Consider the following 19,536-nt stretch of genomic DNA (forward strand, 5'->3'; position numbering starts at 1 on the left):
CTGTACCCGTCCAGGGAGCCGTCCTCCAGGGGCGAGTTCTCGTATCCGACCTTCTGCATCGCCCGCTTGGTGAACTCGTCCGTGTTCACGATGATTTCCGCACCCCGCGGCACATCACCCACATGCGCCTTCAGCGCGGCCGGGTTCATCGCGACCAGGACGTCCGGCGCGTCCCCGGGCGTGAGGATGTCGTGATCGGCGAAGTGCACCTGGAACGACGACACCCCCGGCAGCGTCCCCGCGGGCGCCCGGATCTCCGCCGGGAAGTTCGGCAGCGTCGCCACGTCATTCCCGAACGACGCCGTCTCCGACGTGAAACGATCACCCGTCAACTGCATCCCGTCACCGGAGTCACCCGCGATGCGGATGACCACCCGGTCGAGACGTGTGGGGGATGTGGCTGGAGATCCCACTACGGCGGGTCCTTCCCAGGGGTCGTTTCGGTGTCGTCGGTGTCGTCGGTGTCGTCGGTGTCGTCGGTGTCGTGGGTGGCGACATCTGGTGCCCGTGTCAGTCGGTGCCCGTGTCAGTCATCGTCAGCCATTCGAACCATGTGCCCTTGAGACCAGCTAAAGCCGTGCCAGCCCTTCAAGGCGGCTTAAGCCACGCTCCATAACGTGGGGCAGTACCTCGATGAGGGGGCGTGAGGGGGAGCATGTCGACCGAGACCGATCTGCAGCGGCCGCAGCCGTACGCCGAGTTGGTGGGTCGGGAGCTCGAACTGATCGGTCTCCAGGGACGGCTACAGAACCCGGACCCGGCCCCGGCCCCGGCCCCGGAGCGGCGCCTGATCACTCTCACCGGGCCCGGTGGCATCGGCAAGAGCCGACTCGCGGCGGCCGCCGCGCACACGCTCGCCGCGGACTTCCCCGGCGGCGTCCACACCGTCGACGTACCGGCCCGCGATGCCGACCCCGAGGCGGCCGCCACCACCGTGGACCAATGCCTTCAGGACCTCTGTGATCGTCGGCGCACCCTGCTGCTCCTCGACGGCATCGAGCACGCCACCGCATTGCTCGCCCCCCGCATCGCCCACCACCTCGCCGACAAGCCCTGGCTGACCGTGCTCGCCACCGGACAACAACCCCTTGCGATGTACGGCGAATACCTCGTCCCCGTAGGGCCGTTGCCGCCGCCCGGGCCGCTGCTCGCCCCCGACGTGGCCGATGTGCAGGACAATCCCGCCGTCCAGCTGTTCACGCGGCGCGCGCACGAGGCCAACCCCGCGATCACACTCACCGCCGAGACAGTCGGCCCCGTCGTCGACCTCTGCAACCTCCTCGAAGGCGTGCCTCTCACCCTCGAACTCGCCGCCCGCCGCCTGCGCCTCTTCCCCCTCCCCGACCTGCACGCCTGGCTGCTGCGCGGCGGGCTCCGGCATCTGCGGGGCCCCGCCGACGCGCCCCCACGGCAGCGTTCCGTCCTCGCCGCCGCCGAGTGGAGCTGCCGCGGCCTGGCCGACGGACCACGCGCCCTGCTTGCCCGGCTCGCCGTCTGCCACGGCGGCGCCACCCTCGCCACGGCCGAACAGATCTCGCCGCTCGGCGCCGCCGAGACCGCCGAGGCCCTCGAAACCCTCTTGGAGCGCGGCCTCCTCACGCTCACCGAACAGCCCTATGCCGAGGGCCGGTTGACGATGTCCCGCACCATCCGGACGTACGCACTCGCACTCCTCGCAGACGACGCAGGCGACGCACGTGATGCACGTGATGCACGTGATGCACGTGATGCACGTGATGCACGTGACGCACGCGATGCCCACGACGTCCCCGCCAGGGTTGCCGCCCGCGAGGCGCACGCTCGCCACTACCAGAAGCTCCTGCACACCCTCGAACCCCGCTTCCACGGCTCCGAGCAGCGCCGCTGGCTGCGCGTCGCGGACGCCGAACACGCGAACGTACTCGCCGCCCTGCGGCACCTCGCGGACACCGCGGCGCCACCCGACGGGGCCGCAGCCCGCGCCGACCTGCTCGCCGCCTGCCTGCGCCCCTGGCTCGTACGCGGTGAACTCACCGAAGGGCTCCGCTGGTTCGACCGTACGGAACAGACGTTGCGTACCGGCGGCGAGGGCGGCGAGGGCAGTGAGGGCATCAAGGGCGGCGAGGACGGTGCGACCGTGCGCCGCCGTGCTCGCCTCTGCACCGGCGCCGGAACCCTCGCCGCCGCGCTCGGCGACCACGATGGTGCCGCTTACCGCCTCCGGCGTGCCGTCGCGCTCTGCAAGCGGCTTCGCGACCCGCGCCTCGGCGCGCTCGCCTCGGCACGCTTGGGCGTCGCGCTGTTCCGCTGCGGGGACCGGCCGGTCGCCCGTTCGCTGCTCACCGCCGCGGCCAACGCTCTGGAGAATCACGGCGATACGGCCGGTACGGCCGAGGCGGCCACCGGACTCGCCGAAGTACTGATCGACGCGGGCGGCGCCGCCGACCTGACCGCGGCGAGCGACCTGCTCGAGAAATCCGTACGCATCCACCGCCAAAGCGGCGAGATCCGCGACCTCGCCCGCACCCGCTACGTCGCCGCCCGGCTCGCCCTGCGCCAGGACGACCCCGGGACCTCCGGGACCTCCGGAGCCGCCGAGGCCGCCGCCCGGGCCGCGCTGCGCGACAGCCTCGAGCTGTACGACTCGATCGGTGAACGAACCGAACTCCCGCTCGTCCTCGAAGAGTTCGCGCTGCTGCTCGCGCAGGCGGGCCCGGGGCAGGCGCAGCGCGCCGCCCGGCTGCTCGCGGCCGCCGACGCGCTGCGCGGCCGCACCGGCGCCAAGCCCGCCGGGGCCGACTGGGACCGGGTCGAGGAGGCCGCCGCGGAGCTGCGCCGGCGCCTCGGCTGGGGCGTCTTCGCCACCGCCTGGGTGGAGGGGCGGCGACTGCGGCCCGAGGCGATGGCGGCGGAGGCGCTCGCGGCCGTCGAGCCGGGAGGCAGCGGGGGCTTCGCAGGGGGTGCCGAAGAACCGGGCGGCGCCGCAGCCACCCTGACGCCCCGCCAGCTCCAAGTGGCGCTGCTCGTCGCCGAGGGCATGACCAACCGGCAGATCGCCCACGAGCTGGCGATCGCCGAGTGGACCGTCGTCAACCACGTCCGCATGGTCATGCGCAAACTCGGCTGCGGCTCCCGCGTCCAGGTCGCCTGGGCCGTCGGCCGGAGGCAGTGATGGAACGGGAGCCAGTGACGACGATGGAGCGGGAGCCAGTGACGACGGGGACCGACCCCCGTACGACCGACAGCGGCGTCCCCTTCGCCGACCTCCTCGCCGCCGTACGGCCCCCCGCCCCCGTACGCGACGGCTACCAGCGAGCCGGCCGCTGGCGACGCCCGCACCACACACTCCTGCACGACCTCCACCGCGCCGCCGCCGCGCACCCGCACCGCACCGCGATCGTCGCCCACCGGGCCCACCGTCCGCCCGAGTGCCGCGTCACACGCCTCACGTACGCCCAACTCGCCACGTACACCGACCGGTTCGCGTACGCGCTCGACGCGCTCGGCATCGGGCCAGGGGACCCGGTCGCCTTCCAGCTCCCGAACCGCTGGGAGGCCTGCGCGCTCACCCTCGCCTGTCTGCGCACCGGGGCCGTCGCGGTGCCGGTGATGACGGGGTACGGGGCCAGGGACCTGGAGGCCGTACTCGCCGCGTCCGAGGCCCGGCTGTGCGTCGTCGCGGACCACGGCGAGTGCGGCACCGAGCCCGCCCGCACCCTCGCCGGACTCGCCCCCACGCTGCCCTGGCTGCGCCACCGCGCGGTCATCGGCGACGCGGCGGCCACCGGCGCCGTCGACTTCGTACGCCACTTCATCCGCACCCCACACGAGCGCCACCGCCCCACGGCCTGGCTGCGCACTCCGGCGGACCCGGCCGACCGGATCTGCCTGGCGATCACGTCCATGGGACTGCGGGGCGCACCGACGATGGCGCTGCACACGCCCAACACGCTTTATGCGGCGGCGAGTTGCGGGATCGAAGAGGGACCGGGACCGAGACCGGGACCGGGACCGGTACCGGGATCCGTGGCCTGGACGGCGCTCCCGCTCGCCACCCTGCCCGCCCTGCTGCACACCGTCCTCGGGCCGCTCGCGCACGGCGGCACCGTCGTCCTCCAGGACACGTGGTCCGCCGGTGCATGGTCGGACACCGCCCTCGACCTGTTCGCCTCCGCCGGGGTGACCGACGCCCTGGCCACATCCGCGCAGTGGGCCGAACTGGCCGCCGCCCAGCGTCGCCACCCCCGCCCCACGACCGCCCTGCGCCGAGCCCGCACGCCCGACGACGCACCGGCCGACGACGACCCCGCCGCTCAGCGCGTACGCGAGACCCTGCACGTAACCCCGCGCACGCACCGCCCCTCGACCCAGGGCCCGGCAGCCCCGGCCGCCCTCTGGCAACGGGACACCGGCGGCCTGCGCCCGACCTGGAACCACGACACGGCCCCCGGCTCCGAGGCGCCCCCCGAACACGAGGGGGCGCACCGACCGGTCGACGAGGTGGGCGGCGTCTTCCTGCTCCCCGTGGCCGAGGTCGAGGCGCACCTGGCCGCTCACCCCGCCGTGGCCGAGGCCGCGCTCGTGCCCTGGACCGACCCGGTGCACGGCGAACTGGCCTGCGCCGTGGTCGTGCCCGACGGCACCCCACCCGGCCTCCTCGACCTGCGCGACCACCTCTTGAGCGCCGGTATCTCCCCGGCCCACCTCCCCGCCCGCCTCGAACTCCTCGGCGCCCTGCCCCGCGGCGACCACGGCGAGGTCCACCGAGGGCGGCTACGGACCCGGTTGGCCCACCGGTTGTCGCCCACGGGGCCGTAGAGCCCTGGGGCGTGTCCGGCGGATCTTGGCGCCTGCGGCGGGCGCTTCTTCCCCTACCCGCCCCTTCCCACAACTGGGGCTCCGCCCCCGACCCCTGGGGGTTAGGGGGCGAGGCGCCCAGGGGTTAGGGGCGAAGCCCCGGGCGGGGTTAGAGGGCGAAGCCCCAGGTGAGGTTGGGGGCGAAGCCCCCGGGCGGGGTTAAGGGCTCCTTCCCAACAACTGGGGCTCCGCCCCCGACCCCTGGGGGCCAGGGGGCGAAGCCCCGGGGTGGGGTCTGGGGGCGAAGCCCCGGGGTGGGGTCTGGGGGCGAAGCCCCGGGGTGGGGTCTGGGGGCGAAGCCCCGGGGTGGGGTCAGGGGGCGAAGCCCCCAAAGGGGGTCTGGGGCGAAGTTCCCGGTGGGGGTCTGGGGGCCGCAGGCCCCCAGTTTCGGGAAGGGGCGGGTTAGGGGAAAGATCCGCTGGACAGGCCCTAGGGGGGAGAGACACCCCCCTAGCCAGCCCCCGCTCGGGTCACCCGGAAGCACCGTCGTCCGGAGCCGGACCCATCCGGAAGCTCGCCTCGCATGCCGCCAGAACCCGGCGGCCTCTCCCTATGGCAACCCCATGGCAAGATCGCCGGGGCGGCCCTCCGGCCTAGCAACTCTCCGGCAGAACCGGCGCGTTCAGGGGCGAGGTCGGCCCGGCGAGCGGGGGAAGCGTTGACCCGCGGTCCGCCGCTCCCGACGCTCTCGTCGTGCCTACCCGCCCCTCCACCGCCGCACCACCCGCGCCCCCGCCCCAGGCCCCGCCCCCGCCCCAGGCCCCGCCCGGCGAGGCCGTCCCCGGAGTCCTGTACGCCGGGGTCGGTGACGCCGTCGGGGACGTGCCCGAGCGGCAGGCCGCCGCTGTCGCCGGGCTCGGCTGGCAGTTGATCGAGCTGCGTACCGTGCGGCGCCGGACCGTCGCCGAGCTCGACGACGTCGCCTTCGCGGACTGTCTGCGCGCGCTGCGGACGGCCGGGCTCGCCGCCGCCTGCGTGCACTCCCGGATCACCGTCCTGCCCCGGCCCGGCGGCCCCGGCCTCGAACCGGACCTGCGCGAACTCGACCGCCTCGGGCCCCGGTGCGCCGCCCTCGGCACGCGATACGTACGGCTCCTGCCGAGCACGGGGCGTGGAGAGCGAGGAGGGGCGGTCCGCAGGCTGCGCGTGCTCGCCGGGCGCGCCGCCGAGTACGGGCTTGTCCTGCTGTACGACGGGCCGCCCCAGCTGGTCATAGACGTCGACCGCCCCGCGCTGCGGCTGCTCCTCGACACCTCGGCCGACACCCTGGCCGACACCTCGGCCCGCGGTCACGGTGCGTACGACCGACTGCCCAGGCTGGCCCGGCTGCTTCACCAGTGTCCCGAGGCCGTCGCCCACGTACACCTCAGGCATCTCGAGGCCACCCCGGACCTCGGGGACCACCTACGCCTGCTGCTCGACCACGGATACGTCGGAGCCTGGTCGGCCGAGCCGCCCCTTCCCGGGCCCCTTCCCGTCCCCGGAGACCCGGTCGCGCGCTTCTGGGCGTACGGCCGTCGGCTCGAACACTTCGTCGCCACCGAGGTGTTGCCGCGCACCCCGGCGACTCCGTCCCGACTCGACCGGCGTGCGGTGAACTCCGCACCGCTGCCCGCGTATCAACTCCCGTACCCACCCGGAGCCAAGAGCCCCCGATGACCTCCGCGCCCGAACGCTCCACAGACCGCACTCGCACCCGCGCCCGCACCCGCACCTTCGCCTCCCTCACCGTCCGCAACTTCCGGCTGTTCGCGGCCGGTCAGCTGGTGTCCGTCGCGGGCACCTGGATGATGGTCGTCGCCCAGGACTGGCTGGTGCTCTCCCTGACCGGTGACTCGGGGGCCGCGCTCGGCATCGTCACCGCGCTCCAGTTCGCGCCGCTGCTGCTGCTCACGCTGCACGCCGGGGGCCTCGCCGACCGCTACGACAAGCGGCGGCTGCTCATGGCCACCAATGTCGTCTCGGGCGGGCTCGCCCTGCTGCTCGCGCTGCTCGTGCTGACCGGTGGGGTGCGGCTCTGGCACGTCTTCGTGTTCGCCGCGGCCCTCGGCACGGCCAATGCCGTCGAAGTGCCCACGCGCATGGCGTTCGTGAGCGAACTCGTCGGCGGTGAACTGCTGCCCAACGCCTCCGCCCTGAGCGCCGCCTACTTCAGTACCGCCCGGGTCCTCGGGCCCGCCCTGGCCGGGCTGCTCATCGGCTGGTGGGGTACGGGGCCGGTGATGCTGCTCAACGCGGCCAGCTATCTCGGTACGGTCGTCGGGCTGCGCCTGATGCGCCCCGGGGAGCTGCACCGCGCGGCGGACCGGCCCGCGCGGGCCCCGGTGAGGGACGGCGTACGCCATCTCGTGTCCCGGGCCGACCTCGTGCTTCCGATGGTGCTCGTGGCCGTGGCCGGAATGCTGGCGTACAACTTCCAGCTGACGCTGCCGCTGCTCGCCAAGACCGTCTTCCACACGGACGCGGCCTCGTTCGGGCTCCTGACGACCGCGCTCGCGGCGGGCTCCCTCACGGCCGCGTTCCTGACCACGCACCGGCGCGGGCGGCCCTCGTTCGGCCTGGTCGTCGCCGCGGCCGCGGGGTTCGGGCTGCTCGAGGCGCTGGCCGGGCTCGCCCCCACCTACCCGGTCGCCGCCGGCCTGTTGTTCCTCACCGGCTTCGGCTCGATCTCGTTCGCGCAGGCCGCCAACCACCGGATCCAGCTCGGTACGGAACCCGCCTACCGCGGCCGCGTCCTCGCCCTCTACACGCTTGTCTTCCAGGGCACGACACCGTTCGGCGCGCTCCTCATCGGCCTGCTCAGCGAACACGCGGGCGCGCGTGCGGGGCTGGTGGCGGGCGGTACGGCGACGGTGGTGGCGGCGCTGGCGGTACTCGGGGTGGCGGCGGCACGGCGCCGACGAGGCGGAGATACGGATCTGTGAACCCCCGTATGGCCAAAAGCTGTTACTGCCTGACAAGGACTTGCCCCCCGTTCCCCCGAGGCGGCGCGGCCGGAAACCGGCACGATGAATGCACGGCCCCCGTTCCGCGGACGGCGCCGTATTCCCCTTCCTTCCTCCCTCCCATCCTTCCTCCCTCCCATCCTTCCTTCCTCCCTCCCCACCACCCGTAGCAGTGAATGGAATTGGAGACGACATGGCACAGGCCACGCAGGACACCGCGGCGGATGCTGTACGCCTCGCGGAGATGATGTTCCCGACGCTCGTGCCCTGCATGAGCCTGGCCGCCCGGCTCGGCATAGCCGAACTCCTCGAGGAAAAGCCGCGGCTGACCATCCAGGAGCTGGCCGCGGCGACCGACAGCGACGTCCCGGCCCTCAACAAGGTGCTCCAGCGCCTCACTTCGAGCGAGATCTTCGAGGAGCCGGAGCCGGGCGTCTTCGCCAACACGCCGCTCTCCCGGCTGCTCCGCCCCGGGGTGCCGCACTCGCTGCACTCGATGGCCCTGATGATCGGTTCCGACTGGATGTGGAACTCCTGGGGCCGGCTCGACCACAACGTGGCCACCGGCGACCCGGCCTTCGACAAGGTGCACGGCATGCCGACCTGGCCGTGGCTGCGCCAGCACCCGGAGGACGCCGCCGTCTTCGACCAGGCCATGGCGGACTTCTCGCGCGCCATCGCCGGGTCCCTCGTCGCCGCCCTTCCGGGCATGGACAAGGCGGGCACGGTCGCGGACCTCGGCGGCGGTACGGGTACGTTCCTGGCCGCGATCCTGGGCGCCAACCCGTCCGTCAAGAAGGGCATCCTGGTCGACCTGCCGGACGTCCTTGAGCGCGCGCACGACATCCCGCCGGTCGGCAAGCTGATCGACGCGGACCGGATCGAACTCTTCGGCGGCGACTTCTTCGCCAAGGTTCCGGAGAACGTGGACGTCTACGTCACCAAGCAGGTCATGCACTCCTGGGACGACGAGCAGCTCGTCAAGCTCCTGACGCTGTGCCGCGAGGCCTCCCCGGAGGCGCCGTTCGTCGCCGCCGAGCTGGTCCAGCACCACGGGGCCTCGCAGTTCGCGAAGGACTTCAACCTGGTCATGTCGATCACCATGTCCGGCAGCATCCGCACGGCGCAGGAGTACGAGGCCCTGTACGCCCGCGCCGGATACCGTCTGAACCGGGTCATCCCGACCAACACGACCTTCTCCCTGATCGAGGGCGTCCCGGCGAAGTAGGACTGAGGACGGACATAAGGACTGAGGACGGACATGACGCTGATCCAACCGTGGCAGGCCGGTCCCGAGGACGGCCGCGCCATCTGGCACATGGGCGCCCTGATGCGCTTCAAGGCGGTCGGCGAGGACACCGGCGGCCAGTTCTGGCTCGCCGAGCAGATCTCCGACAAGGGGTACGCGTCCCCGCTGCACCGCCACACCAGGGAGGACGAGCTGTTCATCGTCCTCGACGGCGAACTGACCGTCGGCGTGGGCGACAAGACCCTGGAGACCGGCCCGGGCGCCATGGCGTACGCGCCTCGCCACCTCCCGCACCAGTTCCGTGTGGAGTCGGAGAAGGCCCGCTTCCTGATCCTGACGACCCCCGCCGGGTTCGAGGAGTGGTTCTTCGAGACCGGCATCCCGGCGGGCGACCTGACGGAGGCACCGGTGATGCCGGAGGAGGGCCCGCCGGACGTCGGCAAGCTGCTCGGCTCCCTCGCCAAGTACGGCGTGGAGTTCCTGGCCCCGCCCCCGGGCGCCCCGCCGATGGACGGGCCGCCTCCGGGCGCGCCGCCGTCGAGCTGAACCTCTCGGGCAGGGCCGACGACGGCCCTCTCGCACGCGCAGCGCACCCGGCCTCTCCCGGACCGCCCCGTCCGGAGGGGCCGGGTGCGCTGCCGCATGCGGCCTTGCGGCCAGGGTACAAAAGTGTACAGTTCTGTTATGAGTGAGACGCTGCCCATCACCGAGGCCCGTGCCAAGTTCGGCACGCTGGTGCGCCGGGCCTCGCACGCGCGGGAACGCATCACGATCACGGATCACGGCACCCCCGCGGCGGTACTGATCAACCCGCAGGAGCTCGCCGACCTGGAGGACGCCCTGGCACTGGCCCAGTACCGCGCGCGCCAGACGGCGGGAGAGGTCACTGCCGTTCCTCATGCTGAGGTCAGGGCCCGACTCGGCCTGGAGCCGCGGGCTTGAGCTACGAGATCGTCTGGGACGAGCCCGCCCTCAATGCGGCTGCCAGGTCTCTGAAGGACGACCCGGATGGTCTGCGGCAGCTTCTGGACGCCGTCGACCTGCTCGCCGGAGATCCGCGCCCCGTCGGCAGTGCCGAATACGGCTCGGCGGATCTCCGCCGGATGCACGTGGGCCGCTACCGCGTCATGTACGAGATCGCGGAGGCGACCGTCACCATCGTCATCATGCATCTCGGGCGGGTCGGGTGAGCGCCCGGCGGGCAGCACGCCGCCCCGCGTAACGCTCCTTGCGGTGGCCCTGGCCACCGGCCGCGCATCCCAGCCGCTCACCGCGTCCCGTGGGACCCGCATCCGGGACGGTGTCCCGGCAGGTCAGAGCGTGGGTCGTCCCGGTGTTCCGTCAATCGCCGGGCGACCCTGGCGGGTGTCTGCCCCGGCCCGCAGTCTCGTTGGTGCCACCCGGTGCTCCGACCGCGTCGGGTGTCGTCCAACGACCCAACAGGGGGAAGAAATGCGGCCGAACATCGTGACGAGGACCGTCGTCAGCCTCACCGCTGTCGCGGGGATCGCCGCCGGTAGCCTCGCGGGCGCCGGGACCGCGTTCGCTCAGCCCGCGGCGCAGCCCGCCGCCGTCAGCGGCAGCGAGGCCGGTGTGCTCGCGGTGAACAACCTCGGCCTGAGCGCCAAGCAGGCCAAGAAGGTGCAGAAGGTCCTGAAGCAGCACTGGGGTTACAAGGGCAAGATCGACGGGCAGCTCGGCACGAACAGCTGGAAGGCCATGCAGCGCTTCCTCAAGAAGCACTGGGGCTACAACGACAAGATCGACGGCATCGTCGGCAAGAACACCGTCAAGTCGCTGCAGCGGTATCTGAAGAAGTACCACGGGTACAAGGGCAAGATCGACGGCATCGCGGGGAAGGGCACCAAGGCCGCGTTCGCGCGGATGGCCAACAGCCTGTGAGGCTGTGACGTCCCCATGCTGACCAGGAAGTGACCAGGACGAGCGGTGCGCCCCCCGAGGCGCGCCGCTCGTTCGCGTTTTCCCGGGGGTGTGCGGGCACACGGGCGTACTGCCCACGTCAGCCCTCCTGCACGTCGAGGCGGACGCTCACGGACTCGAACGCGGCGCGGATCTCTGCCTTCAGCACTTCGAGGTCGGCGCCGGGTCCGGTCCCGACGGCGTCGACGAGCTTGTCGATCGTCGCGGCCTGCGCGCTCAGCTTGGCCTCCAGGCCGCGCACGCGCTTGCCGATGTCCACGACGATGGACTTGGCCATCAAGTGGTCGTTGCCGGGTGGCCAGTCACCGGGCACGCCGACGACGCCGTCGGTGTTCCAGACCGTGTCGGCAATCTCGCGGGCGGTGGGCATGTCGTCCTCCTGTGCGGGGTTCTGGGGCGACGCAACCGCCCTCGCGGACAAGGCCCTTGCTAGCGTGCAGGACGCCTACGACCAGGGCGATCCGCTCGCCCTGCGGGTGTGGGGCTCGCTGCAGCTACGGGCCGCCGTCTCCTCGGCGCGGGCCAGCAACGGGCAGGAGACCGAGGCCCGGATAGGGCTTGCAGGTGAAGCCGCCGACCGGGTCGACGCCCACACAGGTCCGCCCGTCTACGACCGGCACTCGCTGACGTTCTCCACCGGGAACGTGCAGATCCACTCGATCAGCGTCGCCCTCGAGTTGAGCGACCAGACCACCGCCCTCGAACGCAACCGCCGCGCCGACCCGCATCACATCGCCGCCCTGCCGAAGTCCCGCCGAGGACACCACCACATGGACCTCGCCCGCGCATGGCTGTGGGACGGCAGCCGCGACCGGGCCCTGGCCGAACTGGAGAAGGCCGAGCACGTCGCCCCCCAGCTCGTCCGCAACCACCCGATCGCACGGGCTACCTTGCGGAAGATCGTTTACGCTGAACGGGCCGCCACACGCGAGAAGTTGAGGGGCATGTCCAACCGATTTTCGCTGGATGACCAGCAGCTATTCCCCTGATTCATATTCAGACCCCGCGGCGTCCATACCTTCGGGAGCATGACGGGACGACGTACCCCCCAAGACCTCGCCCGGCGACGGGACTTAGCTGACGCAGCGGTCGGCTGGCCGCAGCGTGGAGACCTGGCCCACGACGCCGCCGCCGACCGTGTTGGCGTCGTGGTGGCTCTTCCGGAGGACACCGGAGGCCCCTTCCACCTGTGCCCCGAGGGCGGCGGAGACAACTGGGCATCCCAGCGTGATGACCTCCAGCCTCACGAAGAGACCGGCGACGGCCTGACCACCGACGAAGCCGCCAGGCCCCCCGGCGGCTTCCCGCCTCACCAGGGCGGCGCGTCATGACCGCCCCCACCACCCAGAAACCCCCGCTCGGCTGTCGGGTCGAGGACTTGGCCCAGGAGCACCGCATCGCCATGGGCACGGCGGCGGCCGAGGAGCACGCGGAGCGCACGGTTGAGGAGAAGATCGGCGTCTGGCCGCCCTGCGCCTGCTCACCCCGCTGCGTCGAAGGGGGCGCCCGATGAGCAGCCTTCCGCCCTGGATCTACCAAGACGCCCCCGTGCTGCTCCTCGACGGCCGCCGCGCCTACGTCTCCGAAGTCCAGGGCTCGACGGTGTACGTCCGCTCGTCGCTCGCGAGCACCTTTCCGTGGCCCGCCCCGGCGCCGCACCCTCCAGCCCGCCCCGGACAACAAGGAGGCCACGGCATGAGCGGCCGAGCAGTGCTGTACGTGTGCATCCAACGCTTCCGCGACACCGAACCGAACGCCGAGGAACGCGCTATCGCTGAAGGACGGGAGTTCGCCGCCGAGCTGGGCCTGGAGGTCGCCGCGGTGCACACCGACACCTTCGGGGAGAAGGACCCCGTCGCACGGCCCGGCTGGCAAGCCGTACGCGGACAGATCACAGAAGGCGACATAGAAGCCGTCATCACCAGGTGGCCGGAATCTCTGTCCCCCCGCCATGAGCTCCGCTTCCCGCAGATGGCCTTCTGTCGCCTCCACAGTGCGCCCGTGCGTTTCTCCTGGCCGCCGCTTCGACGGTCCCAGGAGGCCGGGATGACAGTCTCATGACTGGCCGGGACGGCTGGCGGCCGGAGGTTGGAGACCTCGTCAGGTACCGAGGGGAGAACGCGGTCGTCATCGACATCATCGACGGCATGCCGCGGCTGCAACCGCTCGACGGCGGCCATGAGTTGCTGGTGACCGGGGATCCGCGCCAGGTGAAGGTGCAGGCCCGCAAAGGCACTTGGAGCATGCCGTGACGGCCCGGCACAGGCGCCGGAGGAGTGCGCCTCGGGACTGCCTGTCCGGGCCGCTCTCGGTGCTGGCGGTGCTGGGCCTGACGCCGCCTGCGTTATTGGTCGGCCCCGAGCTGGCCCGCGCCGCGCCGGTCGGTGTCGAGCGGCCAGACCTCGAGCCCGCGGGAGCCGTAGTTCCCACGTACCGGGCCAACGAACAGCACGGCAGCACCCGTTGAGCCCGCTCCGCTGGTCGGATGCCCCACGGTCCCCCCGGCCGGTTTGCCTGGCCAGCGGAGCGCACCAGCCGGGCCGCCCGCCCGTCCCCGTGACCGACATGGGCGGGCGGTCCCTGCGAAGGCCCCCTGCCGGGGCCTGGTACTCGCACATCCCCGGCAGGGTCCTGCACCACTCGAAACCGATCGAGAGGAGCACCACCACATGACCGTCATGCTCGACACCCCGAGTCGCACGGAATACCGCGACCCGCGGGCACTCCTCAACGCGGTACGACCGCACGTCAAGGAGTGCACCTACAACGTCTTCGAGAGCCCCGGCTCGGAAGGTGACCTGTGGGAGCGGGAGATCGCGCTTCTGCTGCGCGACGAGATCGCCGTGCGCTCCCTGGCTGAGCGCATTCTCGCCAACGCCGTCGCCTACCTGATCACCGCCATGGAGCACCCCGAGGTTCACCTCGGCGTCGGCAAGACCGTGGACATCGGCGTACATCAGCTGATCCTCGACAGCCCGGTTTACTTCGCGTTCTGCGAGGTCTACAACGGCGGCCGGTACAAGCATCACGCGCCGCTGGTGCAGCGCCGCACGGACGGCCTGGTGATCCGCACCGCGGACTTCCTGCGCTCCAACGGCTTTGACGCCGACGAGGAGCTGTGGGCCACCGATGGCGCGGAGTGCTCGCCGTGCGACGACAAGGTGCCCGACAGTCACTGACCCACCCCTACAGTGGGCGCCCCCTGCCGCACCTGGGCGGGGGCGCCCATGCTGGTTCAACTGTGAGGACAGCCCGTTGACCGTGCCGCACAACATCGACCACGAACGCGAACTCTGGGACACCTATGCGGAAAGCACCCGCGACAAGGTGTTGGAAGACGAGGACCCGCCGTTCTGCTGGACGCAGTACGCCGGTCACGGCCCCGGCCCTGAACTTCTCGGTGACCCGGGCACAGTGCTGGAGATCGGCTGCGGCACAGCCAGGCATCTCGCGCACCTTGCCAAGAAAGGCATCAAGGCGACCGGACTTGACCTGTCCCCAGTGATGGTGAAGCACATCACCGAACGCTGGGGGTCGCTCGGAGTCCGGTTCGTCTGCGGCGAAGTGCTCGACTACCTGTCGGCCAGCACCGACTCGTACGACGCGATCTATTCGATCTTCGGTGCCGCCTGGTTCACGGACCCCGAACGTCTCTTCCCGCTCGTCGCCGCCCGTCTCAACCCCGGCGGCGTCTTCGTCTTCTCCCAACCCCCGGCCATCCCAGGCGCGTACGGACCGCAGGGCATGTACAAGGGTGGTTTCGCGGGCCGCGCGATGTTCACGTACCGCTACAGCTACACCCCGCAAACGTGGCAAGACTTGCTGCGCGAGGCTGGGTTCGAGGGGGCCAAGGCCGAGGTGCTCGACGCTCCGAAGGCGGGGCACATCGGCACGCTCATCGTCCGGGCCACACGTCCCTGACATGGTGCTTCCGGCGGTACTGCGGCGCTTGTGAGTGGCGCCCAGGCCGAGCACGCAGAAAACGCCCCTGTCCGGCCCGGAGGCCGGACGGGGGGCGGAGTGTTCAGCGTGCGGCGATTCCGTGCAGCGTGGGTCCGAGTGCGGTCAGGTCGGCTTACAGGGCCACCAGACCGCCGATGGAGCTCAGTACAACCCCCAGGGCGATGAGTGCCGGGCCGAGCAAGAGGCGCCACGGAGCCTTCCACTGGCCTTCCATGGATTTGCACAGCTCTGCCAACTCCTCCGCCAGTGCCACACGCACAGCCGATACCTCTGCCTGGCTGCGGCGCTCGATCTGCGCTTCTCGCTCGTCGAGCTCACCGGTCCACCTCTGGTGCCATTCCTCCAGGGCGGTGACCCGGTCGTCCAAGGATGGCGGTTCCGCCGGTTCAGTGCGGACTGTCGCAGGTGGCACGTGGACGCGTGCCTCCAGGCCCTAGGCGCCGCCCCCGCCGCTCCTCAGCAGCCGTACCCCCACAAAATTGATCAAGCGCAGGATTGGACCAGACAAACCGCAAATCCGTATCGAGCACGGCCAGCCCCACAGGCAACTGCGCGACAACCCGCCCGACCATGCCCCGCTCCATGGCAGTCCCCGCCGCCACCCCCGCCCACATCAGCCAGACGACGCACCCTTGATCACCCTGGAGGGCCCCCTGATCATCCTGGAGGGCAACGAGCTGCACCTCGCCCCCAGGAAACCGCCCATCCCGATGCCGCACGGACAGCACCCCCGACCAACTGCCCTCCGCCCGGCACCGCTCCACGACAGCGGGCACGCGTGCGGCATCATCCGGGGCAAGCAGCTCGCCGACCGCCCGCCCGAGCACGTCGTCCGCGGCGTACCCGAGCAGTTCCTCGGCCCGCCGCGACCAGCTCGCAATGACACCGCGCGCATCAGTAAGCAGGGCGGCAGCACCGGAAACGTCAAACGACCCCCGAAGCCCGCCGAGGCCGCTGCCCTCACCTACCGCCACACCAACCACTCCGTTCCCGCGACCTGCACCCCCTCCACCCCCTCCGTGTCTGATACGTCCCATTCTGCGGCGTCCGGCCCGGCGAGGCCGTCTGGCGGCCGCCCTGGTGGACCGCCCTGCTGGAAGAGCCTCGTGGCCCCTCTCAGCCTCGCAGCTCCGTCAGAAACTCGATCAGCGCGGCGTTCACTTCCTCCGGCCGCTCCTGCTGGGTCCAGTGGCCGCAGCCCGGCAGCACGATCGGCTCGCGACGCAGATTGGGCATCAACTCCGGGAGTTTCGCGATGAGTTCGGGCGTTCCCGGAAACGCCGGGACGAGGTCACGGTCGCCGTACAGATACAGCGCGGGCGGCCTGACAACCGTGCCATGCCAGGCAGCGGTGAGCTCCCAGTTCCGGTCCAGATTCCGATACCAGTTCAAACCGCCGGTGAAGCCCTTGGCGTAACTCTCGGTGAGCTCGTCCAGGTCGTCCTCGGTGAGCCAGTCCGGCAGCACGTCGGGGTCGGTCATATCCGCGAGCCAGCCGCGCGCCGGGTCGGCCACCAGAGCCTGGTCGGGGTGCCCGGCACCCGCGGCGTCTCCGGAGGCGGAGTAGAACAACTTGCGCAAGGCGGTCCGGGCGTCCTTGCCGAACTCGGCATCGGCAACCCCGGGCCGCTCGAAGTAGTTCCAGTAAAACCGCCCACCAAACCGCTCCCGCATAGCAGCGAGCGGCGGACGCTCCCCCCGGAACGGCGGCGGCACACTCAGCCCCACCACCCCGCGCACCACGTCGGGCCGCAGCAGAGCGGTATGCCAGGCCACGGGCGCCCCCCAGTCGTGCCCAACGACGAAGGCCCCCTCCTCACCCAGGGCATGGATCAGCCCGATCACATCCCCAACCAGATGAAGGATGCTGTACGCCCCCACATCCTCCGGGTGATCACTACGCCCGTACCCGCGCTGGTCGGGCGCCACCACCCGAAACCCGGCGTCGGCCAACGGCCCGAACTGATGCCGCCAGGAGTGCCACGACTCAGGAAACCCATGGAGCAGCACGACGAGCGGCCCCTGACCCTCCTCGGCGATATGCAGCCGGACATCGTTCACGTCGATCGTCGAATGCTCAACCATGAAGCGAGCGTACGTCCCGCACATCCAATGCCCGGCGCCGGTCTATCACTTGAGCCGAAGTCATCAGTTCGTGTCTCGTGATTCGCACTCGTGAAACCCGGCGTCTTTCCCCTCGTTGTCATGTGACACGGGCAAAGGATTTCAAGACCCTAGGGGCGAGTTCAGCGGATGTCGGGTGAATTCTCGCATGGGACGACCTGGGCCCAGGCTCTGGTCCTGACCGGAGGTTTCCTCGCATTCGGCCTGGTCGGCCTGCTCTTGCGCTCCAGGGTTCGCAAATGGTTCGGCAAAGATCCCGAGCACAATGATCGCGTCACCTTCCTGATCGAGGTCGTCGGGCTCTTCTATGGCCTGTTGGTCGGGCTGGTTGCCGTCGGCGCGTACGACCACTACGTGGAGGTCAAGAAGCTGGTCAATCAGGAAGCCTCGCAACTCACCACCGTCTACCGCGCCGGTCAGGCATTTCCCAACAGCCGCCGATGCCGGATCCAGTCGCAGGTACGCAACTATGCCGAGAACGTTGTCGACGAGGTCTGGCCGAAACAGCGGCTCGGTGAGATCGAGGAGGACCGCGGCAGGCTGGATGCCGTATTCGAGTCGATCATGTTCTACGAGCCCAAGAACACTCAGGAGGAGAACGCACAGTCCGCGGCTCTGGACGCGTTCAACGAGTACAACAACCTCCGTCGCGAGCGGCAGGGCGAGGTGGACATCGGTCTGCTGCCCGAGCTCTACGTCGTCCTCTTCCTCGGCGCGGCCGTGACGATCGCGTCGACCTGGGTACTCGTCGGCATCAGGCTGACCGACCACGTGGCCCTCACCGGTCTCCTGTCGCTCTTCATCGGCATTTTCCTGGCCCTGATCATCGCCCTTGACCACCCGCTCCAGGACAGCAACTCGATCGAGCCGAAACCCTGGAAGGTCGCACTCACCATGGGCATGGGAGTTCCGTCCCAGGGCGAGAAGCAGGTCGGCACCTACTTCGGAGCGTCGACCGCGGAGCGGGTTCCGGGCTGCCTTCTGACCGTGTCCCATTACGTGTCGTTCAGGGGCTCGGAGCAGCTACCGGAGTGAAAAGGCCGACCCGTGACGATGCATGACGACGCGTGACGAACTCACCGCTGACCAGAAGGTACTGATGCCGGACAAGCGCCCTGGGCGGCTGACGCGTATCGCGTTGGCCGCAGCCTCGATCGTTTCGCTCGCACTTAGCACGGCCGCCTGCGCCGGAGAAACCCGGACCGAAGAAGGCACGACGATCACGGTGGCCACCGTCGAATTTACGCGGGACATGGAAAAGCTCATCGACGACTTCGAACAGGAGCACCCCGACACGAACGTGAACATCGAGTTCCTCCCCGAAAACGAGCTGCGGCAGCGGTTGGGGAAAGACATCGCCACTGAGTCCAGCCGATACGACGTCGTCACCATCAACCCGTACGAGGCACCGATCTGGGCGTCGAGAGGGTGGCTGACCCAACTCGATACCTACGCGGGCCAGGGCGACTACGACGTACAGGATCTCATCCCCGCGGTGCGCGAAGCGCTGTCGTACAACGGCGGCCTGTACGCGGTGCCGTACTACGGCGAGTCGTCCTTCCTGATGTATCGCAAGGATCTGCTCAAGGAGGCCGGGCTGAGCATGCCGGAGCGCCCGACCTGGCAGCAGGTCGCCGCGCTGGCGGCGAAGCTCCACGACCCCGAACACGGCCTCGCCGGGATCTGCCTGCGCGGCGGCCCTGGCTGGGGGAACCTTCTGATGCCTCTGAACACGGTGATCCTGACCTTCGGCGGGCGTTGGTTCGACATGGGCTGGAACCCTGAGCTCACCTCGCCCGAAACGAAGAAGGCGGTGCGGTTCTATGTGGACCTGGTCCGCCGGTACGGCGAACCCCGGGCCGCCGAGGCCGGTCCCGCCGAGTGCCTGACAACGATGCGGCAGGGCAAGGCGGCCATGTGGTACGACAGCACGGCCCTCGCCGGCAGCCTCGAGGACCCGAAGAACAGCAAGGTCGCCGGCAAGCTGGGTTATGCCCCCGCCCCAGTGGTGAAGACGGAAAACTCAGGATGGCTGTCGTCCTGGTCACTGGCGATCCCGGTCACGGCGAAACACCCGGACGCCGCATGGGAGTTCGCCTCCTGGGCAACATCCAAGGGCTACCTGAAGCGTTACGGCGATCGACTCGGCTGGGTCCGCGTACCACCAGGCAGCCGCCTGTCCACGTACAAGCTTCCGCAGTACAAGGAGGCCGCCAAGGCATTCGCGGAGCCGACGCTGAACGCCCTGAATTCCGCAAACCCCAAGCACCCGGGGAAGCACGAGCAGCCATGGGTCGGGGTGGCATGGGTCGGCATCCCGGAGTACGCGGGCCTCGGCGACCGAGTATCCGAGCAAATCTCCGCGGCGATCGCCGGCCGCCAGCCAGTCGACAAGGCACTGGCAAATGCCCAGCTCTTCGCGGAGGACGTGGTCAAGGGCGGCGGCTATAGGGACTAGAGCCCCGATCGTCCGGAGCG

General features: G+C 70.5%; 22 protein-coding genes and 1 pseudogene. 17 read left to right on the forward strand and 6 right to left on the reverse strand.

From position 1 onward, the window contains the following. Nucleotides 1-413: 2-oxoacid:acceptor oxidoreductase family protein (locus ACWD10_RS35865; protein ID WP_451097887.1), on the reverse strand; the 413-nt coding region annotated here is incomplete at its 3' end. 242 nt (nt 414-655) lie between these two features. On the opposite strand from ACWD10_RS35865, the gene ACWD10_RS35870 reads away from it, so the two are divergent. The 9 genes from ACWD10_RS35870 to ACWD10_RS35910 all read left to right on the forward strand — a co-directional run bounded on the left by ACWD10_RS35870 (nt 656) and on the right by ACWD10_RS35910 (nt 10,932). After that, a complete protein-coding gene (locus ACWD10_RS35870) occupies nt 656-3,151 on the forward strand; it encodes an ATP-binding protein (RefSeq protein WP_451097888.1) in 2,496 nt (831 codons plus the stop codon). A 38-nt stretch (nt 3,152-3,189) separates the two neighbouring features. Next, complete coding sequence (locus ACWD10_RS35875; RefSeq protein ID WP_451097889.1) at nt 3,190-4,797, forward strand: AMP-binding protein; 1,608 nt, start codon at nt 3,190-3,192, stop codon at nt 4,795-4,797. 732 nt (nt 4,798-5,529) lie between these two features. Further along, nucleotides 5,530-6,495, forward strand: coding sequence for a sugar phosphate isomerase/epimerase family protein (locus ACWD10_RS35880; protein WP_451097890.1), 966 nt, complete (start codon nt 5,530-5,532; stop codon nt 6,493-6,495). Continuing rightward, the gene (locus tag ACWD10_RS35885) at nt 6,492-7,760 is read left to right on the forward strand and encodes an MFS transporter (protein ID WP_451097891.1); all 1,269 of its coding nucleotides are present in this window, start codon (nt 6,492-6,494) and stop codon (nt 7,758-7,760) included. Before ACWD10_RS35880 ends, ACWD10_RS35885 begins: the two co-directional genes overlap by 4 nt. A gap of 214 nt (nt 7,761-7,974) precedes the next feature. Continuing rightward, nucleotides 7,975-9,009, forward strand: a complete 1,035-nt coding sequence (locus ACWD10_RS35890) for a methyltransferase (protein ID WP_451097892.1) — start codon at nt 7,975-7,977, stop codon at nt 9,007-9,009. A gap of 33 nt (nt 9,010-9,042) precedes the next feature. Then, a complete protein-coding gene (locus tag ACWD10_RS35895; protein WP_451097893.1) occupies nt 9,043-9,576 on the forward strand; it encodes a quercetin 2,3-dioxygenase in 534 nt (177 codons plus the stop codon). A gap of 138 nt (nt 9,577-9,714) precedes the next feature. Next, nucleotides 9,715-9,972 carry a type II toxin-antitoxin system Phd/YefM family antitoxin gene (locus tag ACWD10_RS35900; protein WP_451097894.1) on the forward strand — a complete coding sequence of 86 codons (258 nt, stop codon included), beginning with the start codon at nt 9,715-9,717 and terminating at the stop codon, nt 9,970-9,972. Next, the gene (locus ACWD10_RS35905; protein WP_451097895.1) at nt 9,969-10,220 is read left to right on the forward strand and encodes a type II toxin-antitoxin system RelE family toxin; all 252 of its coding nucleotides are present in this window, start codon (nt 9,969-9,971) and stop codon (nt 10,218-10,220) included. The genes ACWD10_RS35900 and ACWD10_RS35905 overlap by 4 nt, the downstream gene beginning before the upstream one ends. A 262-nt stretch (nt 10,221-10,482) precedes the next feature. Beyond that, on the forward strand, nt 10,483-10,932 hold the full coding sequence (locus tag ACWD10_RS35910; RefSeq protein WP_451097896.1) for a peptidoglycan-binding protein: 450 nt from the start codon (nt 10,483-10,485) through the stop codon (nt 10,930-10,932). Between the two features lie 118 nt (nt 10,933-11,050). Here the strand turns inward: ACWD10_RS35910 and ACWD10_RS35915 are convergent, their stop codons facing one another. Continuing rightward, on the reverse strand, nt 11,051-11,341 hold the full coding sequence (locus tag ACWD10_RS35915; RefSeq protein WP_451097897.1) for a hypothetical protein: 291 nt from the start codon (nt 11,339-11,341) through the stop codon (nt 11,051-11,053). Between the two features lie 22 nt (nt 11,342-11,363). On the opposite strand from ACWD10_RS35915, the pseudogene ACWD10_RS35920 reads away from it, so the two are divergent. Then, nucleotides 11,364-11,960 (forward strand): annotated as a pseudogene (locus tag ACWD10_RS35920) (helix-turn-helix domain-containing protein); the annotation flags it as partial. A gap of 84 nt (nt 11,961-12,044) precedes the next feature. On the opposite strand, the gene ACWD10_RS35925 reads toward ACWD10_RS35920, so the two are convergent. Next, nucleotides 12,045-12,218 (reverse strand): hypothetical protein, encoded by a 174-nt coding sequence (locus ACWD10_RS35925; RefSeq protein ID WP_451097898.1) that lies wholly within the window; start codon nt 12,216-12,218, stop codon nt 12,045-12,047. Between the two features lie 80 nt (nt 12,219-12,298). Between ACWD10_RS35925 and ACWD10_RS35930 the strand changes: the two genes are divergently transcribed. From ACWD10_RS35930 to ACWD10_RS35950, 5 genes are all read left to right on the forward strand, one after another. Then, on the forward strand, nt 12,299-12,484 hold the full coding sequence (locus ACWD10_RS35930) for a hypothetical protein (protein WP_451097899.1): 186 nt from the start codon (nt 12,299-12,301) through the stop codon (nt 12,482-12,484). Further along, a complete protein-coding gene (locus tag ACWD10_RS35935) occupies nt 12,481-13,032 on the forward strand; it encodes a hypothetical protein (protein WP_451097900.1) in 552 nt (183 codons plus the stop codon). The genes ACWD10_RS35930 and ACWD10_RS35935 overlap by 4 nt, the downstream gene beginning before the upstream one ends. Then, entirely contained in the window at nt 13,029-13,223 is a 195-nt protein-coding gene (locus tag ACWD10_RS35940) for a hypothetical protein (RefSeq protein ID WP_451097901.1), read from the forward strand. Before ACWD10_RS35935 ends, ACWD10_RS35940 begins: the two co-directional genes overlap by 4 nt. A gap of 417 nt (nt 13,224-13,640) precedes the next feature. After that, the gene (locus ACWD10_RS35945; protein ID WP_451097902.1) at nt 13,641-14,150 is read left to right on the forward strand and encodes a hypothetical protein; all 510 of its coding nucleotides are present in this window, start codon (nt 13,641-13,643) and stop codon (nt 14,148-14,150) included. Between the two features lie 76 nt (nt 14,151-14,226). Next, nucleotides 14,227-14,892, forward strand: a complete 666-nt coding sequence (locus tag ACWD10_RS35950) for a class I SAM-dependent methyltransferase (protein ID WP_451097903.1) — start codon at nt 14,227-14,229, stop codon at nt 14,890-14,892. Between the two features lie 154 nt (nt 14,893-15,046). Here ACWD10_RS35950 and ACWD10_RS35955 read toward each other — a convergent pair whose 3' ends face one another. The 3 genes from ACWD10_RS35955 to ACWD10_RS35965 form a co-directional block, all read right to left on the reverse strand. Beyond that, nucleotides 15,047-15,301: a hypothetical protein gene (locus ACWD10_RS35955; protein WP_451097904.1), complete on the reverse strand. Its 255-nt coding sequence runs from the start codon at nt 15,299-15,301 to the stop codon at nt 15,047-15,049. A 19-nt stretch (nt 15,302-15,320) separates the two neighbouring features. Continuing rightward, nucleotides 15,321-15,971: a PAS domain-containing protein gene (locus tag ACWD10_RS35960; protein WP_451097905.1), complete on the reverse strand. Its 651-nt coding sequence runs from the start codon at nt 15,969-15,971 to the stop codon at nt 15,321-15,323. A gap of 79 nt (nt 15,972-16,050) precedes the next feature. Continuing rightward, on the reverse strand, nt 16,051-17,019 hold the full coding sequence (locus ACWD10_RS35965) for an alpha/beta fold hydrolase (RefSeq protein ID WP_451097906.1): 969 nt from the start codon (nt 17,017-17,019) through the stop codon (nt 16,051-16,053). 168 nt (nt 17,020-17,187) lie between these two features. Between ACWD10_RS35965 and ACWD10_RS35970 the strand changes: the two genes are divergently transcribed. Together ACWD10_RS35970 and ACWD10_RS35975 are read left to right on the forward strand one after the other, a co-directional pair. After that, nucleotides 17,188-18,093 carry a bestrophin-like domain gene (locus ACWD10_RS35970; protein ID WP_451097907.1) on the forward strand — a complete coding sequence of 302 codons (906 nt, stop codon included), beginning with the start codon at nt 17,188-17,190 and terminating at the stop codon, nt 18,091-18,093. A gap of 22 nt (nt 18,094-18,115) precedes the next feature. After that, nucleotides 18,116-19,516, forward strand: a complete 1,401-nt coding sequence (locus ACWD10_RS35975; RefSeq protein ID WP_451097908.1) for an ABC transporter substrate-binding protein — start codon at nt 18,116-18,118, stop codon at nt 19,514-19,516. Nucleotides 19,517-19,536: the final 20 nt, after the last annotated feature.

Source organism: Streptomyces sp. NPDC002851, assembly GCF_053591935.1.

Bases quoted from the DNA above. Each gene is read 5' to 3' on its own strand.
- ACWD10_RS35870 (WP_451097888.1), top strand. From the start codon at position 656: ATGTCGACCGAGACCGATCTGCAGCGGCCGCAGCCGTACGCCGAGTTG.
- ACWD10_RS35885 (WP_451097891.1), top strand. From the start codon at position 6,492: ATGACCTCCGCGCCCGAACGCTCCACAGACCGCACTCGCACCCGCGCC.
- ACWD10_RS35890 (WP_451097892.1), top strand. From the start codon at position 7,975: ATGGCACAGGCCACGCAGGACACCGCGGCGGATGCTGTACGCCTCGCG.
- ACWD10_RS35895 (WP_451097893.1), top strand. From the start codon at position 9,043: ATGACGCTGATCCAACCGTGGCAGGCCGGTCCCGAGGACGGCCGCGCC.
- ACWD10_RS35900 (WP_451097894.1), top strand. From the start codon at position 9,715: ATGAGTGAGACGCTGCCCATCACCGAGGCCCGTGCCAAGTTCGGCACG.
- ACWD10_RS35910 (WP_451097896.1), top strand. From the start codon at position 10,483: ATGCGGCCGAACATCGTGACGAGGACCGTCGTCAGCCTCACCGCTGTC.
- ACWD10_RS35915 (WP_451097897.1), bottom strand. From the start codon at position 11,341: ATGCCCACCGCCCGCGAGATTGCCGACACGGTCTGGAACACCGACGGC.
- ACWD10_RS35930 (WP_451097899.1), top strand. From the start codon at position 12,299: ATGACCGCCCCCACCACCCAGAAACCCCCGCTCGGCTGTCGGGTCGAG.
- ACWD10_RS35935 (WP_451097900.1), top strand. From the start codon at position 12,481: ATGAGCAGCCTTCCGCCCTGGATCTACCAAGACGCCCCCGTGCTGCTC.
- ACWD10_RS35940 (WP_451097901.1), top strand. From the start codon at position 13,029: ATGACTGGCCGGGACGGCTGGCGGCCGGAGGTTGGAGACCTCGTCAGG.
- ACWD10_RS35945 (WP_451097902.1), top strand. From the start codon at position 13,641: ATGACCGTCATGCTCGACACCCCGAGTCGCACGGAATACCGCGACCCG.
- ACWD10_RS35960 (WP_451097905.1), bottom strand. From the start codon at position 15,971: ATGGGACGTATCAGACACGGAGGGGGTGGAGGGGGTGCAGGTCGCGGG.
- ACWD10_RS35965 (WP_451097906.1), bottom strand. From the start codon at position 17,019: ATGGTTGAGCATTCGACGATCGACGTGAACGATGTCCGGCTGCATATC.
- ACWD10_RS35970 (WP_451097907.1), top strand. From the start codon at position 17,188: ATGTCGGGTGAATTCTCGCATGGGACGACCTGGGCCCAGGCTCTGGTC.
- ACWD10_RS35975 (WP_451097908.1), top strand. From the start codon at position 18,116: ATGACGACGCGTGACGAACTCACCGCTGACCAGAAGGTACTGATGCCG.